The 11,045-nt window shown below is 40.6% G+C and carries 11 protein-coding genes, 1 tRNA gene and 1 riboswitch; of the genes, 7 read left to right on the top strand and 5 right to left on the bottom strand.

All coding sequences use genetic code 11. The annotated features are described in order from the left end of the window. Positions 1-419 precede the first annotated feature (419 nt). Positions 420-493, bottom strand: a tRNA-Pro gene (locus tag BT1A1_RS14900). Between the two features lie 214 nt (positions 494-707). Here BT1A1_RS14900 and nhaC point away from each other — a divergent pair. Next, positions 708-2,159 carry a Na+/H+ antiporter NhaC gene (gene nhaC / locus BT1A1_RS14905; RefSeq protein ID WP_034772714.1) on the top strand — a complete coding sequence of 484 codons (1,452 nt, stop codon included), beginning with the start codon at positions 708-710 and terminating at the stop codon, positions 2,157-2,159. Positions 2,160-2,446: 287 nt separating this feature from the next. Here the strand turns inward: nhaC and BT1A1_RS14910 are convergent, their stop codons facing one another. From BT1A1_RS14910 to BT1A1_RS14925, 4 genes are all read right to left on the bottom strand, one after another. Further along, on the bottom strand, positions 2,447-3,286 hold the full coding sequence (locus BT1A1_RS14910) for a MetQ/NlpA family ABC transporter substrate-binding protein (protein ID WP_034772720.1): 840 nt from the start codon (positions 3,284-3,286) through the stop codon (positions 2,447-2,449). Positions 3,287-3,350: 64 nt separating this feature from the next. Next, positions 3,351-4,025 carry a methionine ABC transporter permease gene (locus BT1A1_RS14915; RefSeq protein ID WP_034772722.1) on the bottom strand — a complete coding sequence of 225 codons (675 nt, stop codon included), beginning with the start codon at positions 4,023-4,025 and terminating at the stop codon, positions 3,351-3,353. Continuing rightward, a complete protein-coding gene (locus BT1A1_RS14920; RefSeq protein ID WP_034772724.1) occupies positions 4,015-5,028 on the bottom strand; it encodes a methionine ABC transporter ATP-binding protein in 1,014 nt (337 codons plus the stop codon). Before BT1A1_RS14920 ends, BT1A1_RS14915 begins: the two co-directional genes overlap by 11 nt. Positions 5,029-5,164: 136 nt before the next feature. Next, positions 5,165-5,271: riboswitch (SAM riboswitch) on the bottom strand. A 127-nt stretch (positions 5,272-5,398) separates the two neighbouring features. Then, positions 5,399-6,175 (bottom strand): carbon-nitrogen family hydrolase, encoded by a 777-nt coding sequence (locus BT1A1_RS14925; RefSeq protein WP_034772725.1) that lies wholly within the window; start codon positions 6,173-6,175, stop codon positions 5,399-5,401. Positions 6,176-6,358: 183 nt separating this feature from the next. Between BT1A1_RS14925 and BT1A1_RS14930 the strand changes: the two genes are divergently transcribed. The 6 genes from BT1A1_RS14930 (at position 6,359) to BT1A1_RS18855 (ending at position 11,000) form a co-directional block, all read left to right on the top strand. Beyond that, positions 6,359-7,531 carry a pyridoxal phosphate-dependent aminotransferase gene (locus tag BT1A1_RS14930; RefSeq protein ID WP_034772728.1) on the top strand — a complete coding sequence of 391 codons (1,173 nt, stop codon included), beginning with the start codon at positions 6,359-6,361 and terminating at the stop codon, positions 7,529-7,531. 261 nt (positions 7,532-7,792) lie between these two features. Further along, a complete protein-coding gene (locus BT1A1_RS14935; protein WP_043988065.1) occupies positions 7,793-8,587 on the top strand; it encodes a lipoate--protein ligase family protein in 795 nt (264 codons plus the stop codon). Beyond that, complete coding sequence (gene lipA, locus BT1A1_RS14940; protein ID WP_034772732.1) at positions 8,571-9,506, top strand: lipoyl synthase; 936 nt, start codon at positions 8,571-8,573, stop codon at positions 9,504-9,506. Before BT1A1_RS14935 ends, lipA begins: the two co-directional genes overlap by 17 nt. Positions 9,507-9,559: 53 nt before the next feature. Then, positions 9,560-9,703: a hypothetical protein gene (locus BT1A1_RS18845; protein ID WP_156103267.1), complete on the top strand. Its 144-nt coding sequence runs from the start codon at positions 9,560-9,562 to the stop codon at positions 9,701-9,703. Further along, positions 9,670-10,119 carry a hypothetical protein gene (locus BT1A1_RS18850; RefSeq protein WP_156103268.1) on the top strand — a complete coding sequence of 150 codons (450 nt, stop codon included), beginning with the start codon at positions 9,670-9,672 and terminating at the stop codon, positions 10,117-10,119. Before BT1A1_RS18845 ends, BT1A1_RS18850 begins: the two co-directional genes overlap by 34 nt. Continuing rightward, entirely contained in the window at positions 10,086-11,000 is a 915-nt protein-coding gene (locus tag BT1A1_RS18855) for a hypothetical protein (protein WP_156103269.1), read from the top strand. The genes BT1A1_RS18850 and BT1A1_RS18855 overlap by 34 nt, the downstream gene beginning before the upstream one ends. Positions 11,001-11,045: the final 45 nt, after the last annotated feature.

Raw genomic sequence — 11,045 nt, forward strand, 5'->3', positions numbered from 1 at the left:
TACGACTAGAAAACAGAAAATTGAAAGTGGGGGTTATTCCCCTACTTTCAATAAAAGTATACCATAAAATATATACTTTGTTTAATGTTTCTTTATTAATCTTCGTTGGTATTCTTTTTTTGACATGGATCCGTAAACATGTATGGGTTGATAATATGTCTTTTATTTTGGACAGGTAAATCAGCTAATAAAAAATTACAAAATGAATAATTCGTATGAAAAATCGCTGAACAACTTAATATTCATGTTCACGAATTACCTATGTGCGGTGAAATAAATGGATTTTACAAATATGAAAAAAGATTTTTTTATTTTCCCTGTAAAATGCCTGTGAAACAACAAATTTTTAAGTTTTGTTTCACGAAAAAAGCGACTCTTGAATGTCCAAGAATCGCTTTGTACCAATGTTTTTTCATTTATCGGGAAGACAGGATTTGAACCTGCGACCCCTACGTCCCGAACGTAGTGCTCTACCAAGCTGAGCTACTTCCCGTTGGCTTGTTTAATTACGAAAATGATTATAGCATAACTTTTTTTACTTGTACAGTCGAATTTTGATTTCCCAATTTCACAAATTTTTGTGCGTCTTAGTTGATTTTTATTTCAAAATCCTTGGTATAATGAAAGGGGATTACAGTTTTTCCCAACGAGAAAGCCCACTTTTGAATGGGTGAAAGTTGTTATATTTTGAGACGGGAGGAAAGCATATGAAAGATAATAAACAATTGAAAGCGATTCCTTTTTTTGCTGCCATACTACCATTACTTTTTATGATATCCTCAATGGCTTTGGTGGTTATTGTTTTTGAAGGTGGTGTTCATGTACCGCTAATTATCGGGGCTGTTGTCGGAGGGCTTATTGCTTGGAAATATGGTTACGATTGGATGACGATTGAAAAAGGGATTTATGATGCAATCCGTCTTGCACTACCGGCCATTTTAATTATCATGACAGTTGGCTTAATCATAAGTTCATGGATTGGCGGCGGAATTATTGCCACCATGATTTATTATGGGCTCAAATTAGTTTCCCCTTCCTTATTTCTAGTAAGTATTTGTATTCTATGTTGTGTTGTCTCTTTGTCCATCGGCAGCTCTTGGTCAACAATGGGAACGATCGGTGTTGCCGGCATGGGCATCGGTCTCAGCATGGGAATATCCGCCCCTATCGTAGCCGGTGCAATCATTTCCGGTGCTTATTTTGGTGATAAAATGTCACCATTATCGGATACGACAAATCTAGCGTCCGGGATTACGGAAACGGATTTATTTGAACATATAAAACATATGATATACACAACCATCCCCGGATTAATTATTGCCCTTATTGTTTACTACATATTAGGAAGAAATATTGGTCAACATGACATGAACGGAACCAATATTGATGAAATTTTAACAGTAATGGATCAAGCTTTCGTCATTTCACCTTGGCTTTTGCTTGTACCCGTTATTATTATTCTCATGGTGGCAAAAAAAGTTCCTGCGTTGCCAGCCTTATTAACGGGTGCCTTTTTAGGTTGGTTTTGCCAAGTTTTTGTTCAAGGAGATCAGGTTTCCAATGCAATAATAGCCCTGACAGACGGCTATAGCATTGAAACCGGAAATAAGTTGGTGGATGAATTGTTCAATCGCGGCGGAATTGAAGATATGATGTACACCGTGTCATTAACGATTGTGGCAATGTCATTCGCAGGAATCATGGAGTCTACAGGTATGCTGGAGGTTATTTTAAATAAAATCATGAAGGTTGCTAAATCGGCTAAAAGTTTAATTCCTATAACAGAATTCTCATCTTTTTTCACCAATGTGGTTTGTGCCGAACAATATATCTCTATCCTATTACCGGGAAGGATGTTTCCTGCCGCCTTTAAAAAATATCATTTAAAATCGAAAAATTTGTCAAGAGCTTTGGAAGATGCAGGGACCCTAACATCCCCGCTCGTTCCTTGGAATACATGCGGCGTGTTTATTGCATCAACGTTAATGGTTAACCCGTTTGATTATATTCCATATGCGGTGCTGAACTACACAGTACCAATTATTGGCATTATTTTTGCCATAATTGGCTATAAAGTGGAGTATGTTGACCCTCATTCCGTGCAAAATACCGTGTTAACAAGCGACCAAAGCATAACCAGAAGCAAGGAGTTGCATTAGCAATCAGGTTTTACTGGAACAACTGTAGTGTCAGATGGCGGAAGATTTTGTTAAGGTCAACTGTGTTACATTAGCAACCAGGTTTTTGCTTGAACAACTGTAGGCATCATCTGCATAATTCATAAAGAAAAGGGACGTTTAGCCGTTCCCTCACACAAAACAACATATGGTAGCTAATCGACCTTGGAATGGTTCTTTTTATCAACCTTTAACATCATTGTCCCGGTTTTTATAATTGTTCATGGAAAAGGGGCAGCTTAATTCGCCCCCTTTCATTCGATAACGGTTTATTTTTCCATCCAAGTCGGTTTTCCAAAGCCTTTAAACTCTGAATCGATAACTTTTTCAAAATCATCCGATTGAACAACTTCAATGATATCTTTGGCGAATTGACTATTTTCATTTTCAGCTTTGACTGCAACGACATTTCGATATTTATCATCCATATTTTCTAATGTAAGTGCGTCTAATAAATTCATCCCTGCTGCAATCGCAAAATTTCCTGGAACTGTTGATAAATCTGCACTTTCAACAGCACGAGGGAGTTGTCCTGCTTCAAGCGGTTGGAATACCAGATTTTTTGGATTGCTGGTAACGTCCTTTTCAGAGACAGTTAATGGATCCGCATCTTTACTAATTTCTAGTAAGCCCGCATCCCGGAGTGTATTAAATGCTCTGGCCGCATTTGTCGGATCATTCGGAATCGCAACAGTCGCTTTGTTTTTTACTTCATCAATAGAATGAAATACGTTTGAATAAACGCCCATCGGTGCTGTTGGAACTGTGATTAAGGCAGATAAGTCCATATTGTTTTCCTTTTCAAAGTTTTCCAGATAGATCGTGTGTTGGAATAGATTAGCATCAATACTTCCTTGATTCAAGGCGATATTTGGTTGAATGTAATCACTGAATTCAACAAGTTCCACCTTATATCCTTTTTCTTCCAATTCGGGTTTAATTGCTTTTTTCACCATGTCTGCATATGGACCGGCTGTTGCACCGATTTTTATTTCTTTCTTTTCTGCATGTTCCTTACTTCCTGATGATTCTTTGCTCCCACTGTTTCCGCAAGCAGCAAGTAAGAAGATTGAAGATAAAACAATTAGAATCGATTTTATTTTTTTCATTTTATTTCCTCCATCATATTTTTTATATAACTGCAAGATTATTAAGCAGCATGTTACCTTAGTCTTATTTGTTTTTATTAACAGCTCTTGCCAACAAATCCCCGATCACTTGAATGATTTGGACAAGTATAATGAGGATAATAACGGTTGTGAACATGATGGTGTCGTCGTAACGGTAATAACCAAAGCGGATTGCCAAGTCACCGATTCCGCCGCCTCCAACTGTACCGGCCATAGCCGAAGTTCCGACCAGACTAATAATTGTAATCGTTACACTGGAAATGATTCCGGATTTTGCTTCCGGTAAAAGAACATCCTTAATAATCATCCAAGGGGTTCCACCGGCTGCAATGGCTGCTTCAATCACCCCGTAATCAATTTCCCGCAACGCACTTTCCACAAGCCGGGCAAAAAACGGAATGGCCGCAACCGACAAAGAGACACTTGCTGCTGTAGGTCCAATCGTTGTCCCTACAAGGAAAATGGTTAACGGGATTAAGGCAACTAGTAATATAATAAATGGGATCGAACGGATGACGTTCACAATAAATCCGATTACTAAGTTAATTACCCGGTTTTGCCAAAATAAACCTTTGTCCGTTACAAAAAGTAAGAACCCTAATGGCAATCCAATCAACAAGGAGACTAGTAAGGAAATTCCCACCATGTACAATGTTTGTAAAAATGAAGTCTGTATTTCCGGCAGCATTTCAACTAAATGGGCAACATCAAATTCCATTGTTCAGCACCTCCACTTCCGCGTTTCGATGTTCAATATAGTGAATCGCTTTATTTATTTCTTCTTGATCGCCGGTAAGTTCCATAATAAAAATTCCCAGTGGCCGTTCCTGGATGTATTCAATGGAACCATGTAGAAAATTTCCGTTAATTTGAAACTTCTTTAATGTTTCCGATACCACCCCTTCACCGGCAACCTCACCCCTAAACAGCAACTTCACTAAGGTTCCTTTCACCAATCGTAAAGTTGCTTTCGGTAAATCAAAGGATACGACACTTTGAATAAATTCCTTCGTCAGCTGTTCTTTCGGGGAAGCAAAAATATCATACACATTCCCCTGTTCTACGATTCTACCATTCTCCATAATTGCCATACGATGACAGATTTCTTTGACGACATCCATTTCATGAGTAATGATGATGATGGTAATGTTTAACTCTTTATTAATTTTTTTAAGCAAATTTAAAATTGATTTTGTTGTCGTTGGATCCAATGCCGATGTTGCTTCATCACATAGCAGGACTTTTGGATTATTCGCTAAAGCTCTGGCAATTCCGACCCGCTGTTTTTGCCCGCCGCTAAGTTGCCCGGGATAAACATCTTTTTTGTCCGCTAGACCGACCATGTCGAGCAGCTCAGCCACCCGTTTCTCAATTTTGTTTTTCGGTGTTTTCGATGCTTTTAATGCAAAAGCAATATTTTCTGCCACTGTTTTTTGACTCACCAAGTTAAAGTGTTGGAAAATCATTCCAATTTTTAAACGTGCTTGACGTAACCTTTTGCTATCCAGCTTGGTTAAATCCACCCCATCAACCGTAATTTTTCCGGAAGTCGGTCGTTCCAGTAAATTGATACAACGCAATAATGAACTTTTTCCCGCTCCCGAATAGCCCACGATACCAAATATTTCTTCATCGTGAATAGTGATAGAAACATTATCGACTGCTTTTACTTCACGATCTTTTGAAAAATATGTTTTTGTTAAATTCTTTATATCAATCATGGTTACCCCTCTCTCATGTCCATGAAAATCCTACTATATGAATCTCCGGCAATGTGTTCACCATTACGCACAAAATGCCACCAACAAAAAATGCCCCTCTCGTCTGAAAGGAGCATTGACATCTATTGATCTCAAACTCTTATCTCTCAGATGGCGAACCAATCTGCAGGAGTTAGCACCTTCCCTTTTCAGGGGGTTGCTGTGACTTCATAGGGCCTGTCCCTCAGTCACTCGTGATAAGATAAATGTTTTCCGTATATAATTTTTATAAATTTTATTTTAATGATTGTTACTAAGTCTGTCAATATTATAATCAAAATTAATTTTCCAAAAAATAGTTTTCAAACAGGAACTATGACAAAAGTAATTTTTAATATAATTCCGGCCGGCGTGCATGAAAAATCGGAATGGTGTTCCGAACACGATCAACCTCGTCTAGCGGGATATCTGCATAAAAGATGCCTTCTCCTTCTTCACTGCTTAAATAAACTTCTCCCCACGGTGAAATAATCATCGAATGCCCATTGTATTCATTATCCGGATCACTTCCTACCCGATTGGCTGCAACTACGAAACATTGATTTTCAATTGCACGGGCCTGCAACAAGATTTCCCAATGATCCATCCGTTGTTTCGGCCATTCAGCCGGGATAAACATTATTTTCGCTCCATCAAGCACATGTGCCCGAATCCATTCTGGGAAACGTAAATCAAAACAAATGACACCACCACATTCCACATGATCCAGCTTAAAAATATTTTTCGCTTGCCCGGCCTGCATATAAACAGGTTCATCCATTAACGGAAATAAATGGGCTTTATCATATTCTGCGACAATGTCCCCATTCCTGTTTGCCACATACATCGTGTTGAAGAACCCTTGAGCTTTTTTTGTTGCAACAGAACCGCCGACAACATGTATAGCGTGTTGTTTTGCAAGTCGGCTAAGCATATTTTTTGTCTGCTCTCCATTTTTATCTGCCAACTTTTCGAGGTCTTTCAACGCATATCCCGTATTCCACATTTCCGGAAAAACAATCACATCGGCATCTTGCTTGGCCGCTTGTGAAATAAAACTGTCTACTTGCAAAAAATTTTTTTCCGGTTCACCAAAAGCAATATCCATCTGTACAATTGCCATTTTCATTATCATCACCCACTAGACATATATATTTTTAGATTATAAAATTAGTGTTAAAATTGCAAACATATTCAATTATTCATTGGATGGATAATGCTAACGATTTTCATGTATAACACCAATTTTGTTCGTTTTTTTAAAATAAACTTTATTATGTAAACCAATTTTCCATACAAAAGGTGAGATAAAATGGACTACTCAGAAAAGCTAAAGAGTTTACCGACCCAATTCTTTGCAAACTTGGTCGGAAAGGTGAATAAAGCCATTGAGGATGGTCGTGATGTCATTAACCTCGGCCAAGGGAATCCGGATCAACCGACACCGAAACATATCGTTCAAGCATTACAAAAAGCGGTTGAAGATCCAAATACGCACAAATATTCACCATTCCGCGGACTTCTCGAATTAAAGGAAGCGGTGTGTGATTTTTACAAAAAAGAATACGATGTAGATGTGGATCCGGTGCGTGAAGTGGCCATTCTTTTTGGCGCAAAAGCGGGTTTGGTCGAGCTTCCCATGTGCTTACTTAACCCGGGCGACCTCATGCTTTTACCGGACCCGGGCTATCCTGATTATTTATCGGGAGTTGTGTTGGCAGGCGTAGAATATGAGCTATTTCCATTGAAGGCGGAAAATCACTTTTTACCGGATTATAATGCCATTTCCAGTGATGTATTGGATGCGGCAAAACTGCTCTACTTAAATTACCCGAACAATCCGACCGGAGCTGTTGCGAATCTTGGCTTTTTCAATCAAACTGTGAAATTGGCAAAAAAACATGAGATAACGGTCATGCATGATTTCGCTTATGGTGCCATTGGGTTCGACGGAAAAAAACCGGTTAGTTTCTTGCAAGCGGATGGCGCAAAGGATATTGGTGTGGAAATGTATACTTTGTCCAAAACTTATAATATGGCCGGCTGGCGCGTCGGATTCGCAGTTGGTAACCCGACCATTATCGAAGCAATAAACTTGATTCAGGATCATCTTTATGTCAGCCTTTTTCCCGCAGTGCAAAAAGCAGCCATTGCCGCATTAAGCGGGGATCAAACATGTGTAAAAGAGTTAGTTGCTCGCTATGAATCTAGGCGCAATGCTTTTGTTGATGCATGCAAACAAATCGGCTGGGATGTTACTGCCCCAAAAGGATCATTTTTCGCATGGCTTCCGGTACCGGATGGGTTTACCAGTCAATCGTTTGCTGATTATTTGTTGGATGCAGCTGATGTGGCGGTTGCACCCGGTAATGGTTTTGGCAAGTACGGAGAGGGGTTCATCCGGGTCGGTTTATTAATGGATGAATCCCGATTATTTGAAGCTGTACAGCGGATTGGGAATCTTGGCGTTTTTAAAAATAAATGATCGGCGAAAACATAATGCAATCCACCTATTGCAAGTGCTAATTGGAAAAACGCTTGATTGTCGTTCTAAAATTCAAAGATTCCATAAACGATTCATAATTGGTGATTAATTATATACATTTTAAATAAATTATACTAAAATAATAGGGAATACTAAAATTTGGGATTAAATGGATATTTGTGACATTCCCGATTGGAGGAATCTTTATTGCAAACCGAGTGGGCCTTTATTGACACCGGTCATCTAAGTGCGGCTGTCAATATGGCGTTTGACGAATGTTTGTTGAATTGGTACAGTCAAGGGAACATTCCACCGACACTCAGATTTTACGGGTGGAATAAACCGACTTTGTCCATTGGTTATTTTCAGCGGGCAAAAACTATAAATTTTGATGCGGTAAAAAAATATGACTGTGAATTTGTCCGGCGTTTAACCGGTGGAAGTGCAGTGCTTCACGATGATGAATTAACGTATAGTCTTGTGATTTCTGAACGTGATCCGGGTATCCCGAAATCGGTCACGAAGGCGTATTATGTTTTATCCCAAGGCATTTTGGAAGGATATAGGAATTTAGGAGTTCCGGCAGAATTTGCGATTCCCAAACGAGAAATTGACCAAGAACGTTCGGCCATCTGTTTTGAAAAGCCCTCTTTTTATGAAATGATTGTCGATGGAAAGAAAATTTGCGGAAATGCACAAACGAGGAAGAGCGGTGTTCTTATGCAGCATGGGTCTTTACCAATGAGTCTTGATACTGATATGCTTTTTGATTTGTTTGCTTTTTCCTCGGATGAGATGCGGAAAAGACGGAAGGAAAAGTTTGCTGCTAAGGCTACCTCTATCAAAGATGTAATAAATAAAACTTTGACATATGAGACGATGGTGGCAGCTTTCAAAAAAGGTTTTGAGACCGGGCTCGGAATTCACCTTTCTCCGTTGACATTAACGGATGACCAGTGGGAGGAAATTCAGAAGTTAGCTCAGAGCAAATATGCGACAGATTTGTGGAATTATTATACGACCAAGGAGCGTGAAACCATTGGCACAGGAAACTGAATACATACGGAAACCGGAATGGCTGAAAATCAAATTGAATACGACGCAATCTTACGGTAATATTAAAAATTTGGTTAAAGGCAATCGATTAAATACGGTTTGTGAAGAAGCCAGATGCCCGAATATTTATGAATGCTGGAGTGAACGAGGCACAGCTACATTCATGATTTTAGGAAATGTTTGTACGCGCGGCTGTCGTTTTTGTGCAGTCGCTACCGGCCGACCGACAGAACTGGATTTGGCGGAACCTGAGCGAGTAGCTGATTCGGTGAGCGTCATGGGATTAAAGCATGTCGTTGTCACATCGGTAGCCCGCGATGATTTAAATGACGGCGGTGCAGCTGTGTTTGCGGAAACGGTTCGCGCCATTCGCCGGAAAAGTCCGGGTACAACGATTGAAATTTTGCCATCTGATATGAAAGGCGATTATGAAAGCTTACGAACATTGATGGACAGTAAGCCGGATATTTTTGACCATAATGTGGAAACTGTTCGCCGCTTGACCCCGAGAGTTCGTGCCATTGCCAAATATGACCGCTCCCTTGAATTATTGAAACGGGTAAAAGAAATCAGTCCTGAAACTCCGACAAAATCAAGCATTATGGTCGGACTAGGGGAGACAAAAGATGAGATTCTTGAAACAATGGACGATTTGCTAGCTCATCATGTGGATATTATGACAATCGGGCAATATATGCAACCGACGAAAAAGCATTTAAGAGTTGAGCGTTACTATCATCCGGATGAATTTGCCGAATTGAAAGAAATTGCATTGGCGAAAGGATTCAAACATTGTGAATCCGGCCCATTTGTCCGCACCTCTTATCATGCTGATGAACAAGTCGGCAAACCGCAAACCCAACAGAAACTGGAATATTTAAAGGGGCTCGATCAGCAAGAAGAAATACAGACAAGTTGATGGAGGAAACCGAGACCAGTGAAAAAACTGTCTTTGGGTTAGGAGAAAATTTATTGCTTTTGGGGAAGGGGGCCGTTCTCGTCGTCATTTTTAGGCTGGAAATGCTATTTTTTGGCGACGAAACTCGTTCTCGTCGTCTTTTTTGTGCGGAAATCTCCACTTTTTGGCGACGAAACTCGTTCTCGTCGTCATTTTGAGGCGGGAAATGCTACTTTTTGGCGACGAGACTCGTTCTCGTCGTCTTTTTTGTGCGGAAATCTCCACTTTTTGGCGACGAGACCCGTTCTCGTCGTCATTTTTGTGCCGGAAACTCCACTTTTTGGCGACGAGACCCGTTCTCGTCGTCGTTTTTGTGCGGAAATCTCCACTTTTTGGCGACGAGACTCGTTCTCGTCGTCGTTTTGAGACCGAAAATGCTATTTTTTGGCGACGAGATCACTTCTCGTCGTCACTTTTGGGCGGGAAACTCCATTTTTTGGCGACGATACTCGTTCTCGTCGTCATTTTGTGGCGGAAAACTCTACTTTTTGGCGACGAGACCCTTTCTCATCGTCGTTTTGTGCCGGAAACCTCTACTTTTTGGCGACGAAACTCTTTCTCGTCGTCATTTTGAGGCGGAAAACACACTTTTTTGGCGACGAGATCACTTCTCGTCGTCACTTTTGGGCGGGAAACTCCATTTTTTGGCGACGAAACTCGTTCTCGTCGTCATTTTTAGGCTGGAAATGCTATTTTTTGGCGTCGAAACTCCTTCTCATCGTCTTTTTGGGGCCGGAAACTCCACTTTTTGGCGACGAAACTCTTTCTTGTCGTCATTTTGAGGCGGAAAACTCACTTTTTTGGCGACGAGATCACTTCTCGTCGTCACTTTTGGGCGGGAAACTCCATTTTTTGGCGACGATACTCGTTCTCGTCGTCATTTTTAGGCTGGAAATGCTATTTTTTGGCGACGAGATCACTTCTCGTCGTCACTTTTGGCCGGGAAACTCCATTTTTTGGCGACGAAACCCCTTCTCATCGTCTTTTTGGGGCCGGAAACTCCATTTTTTGGCGACGAAACTCGTTCTCGTCGTCATTTTTGTGCGGAAATCTCCTTTTTTTGGCGACGAAACTCTTTCTCGTCGTCATTTTGGGGCCGGAAACGCTTTTTTTTGGCGACGAAACTCTTTCTCGTCGTCTTTTTTGTGCGGAAATCTCCACTTTTTGGCGACGAGACTCATTCTCGTCGTCGTTTTTGGACGGAAAACCCACTTTTTTGGCGACGACACCCTTTCTCGTCGTCGCTTTTGGACGGAAAACTCACTTTTTTGGCGACGAGACCCTTTCTCGTCGCCTTTTTGGGACCGGAAACGCTATTTTTTGGCGACGACACTCATTCTCGTCGCCTTTTTTGCACCGGAACCTCCACTTTTTGGCGACGAAACGTTCTCGTCGTCATTTCTGTGCGTAAATAAATATACCAACTCCCGCTTCTCCGCTTTCGATTGTTTATAATTTTACATACCATTTTATAGCAATTAAACCAATTCTTAGTTTTTA

This window comes from Caldibacillus thermoamylovorans (assembly GCF_000751775.1).
Lineage (GTDB): Bacteria > Bacillota > Bacilli > Bacillales > Caldibacillaceae > Caldifermentibacillus > Caldifermentibacillus hisashii.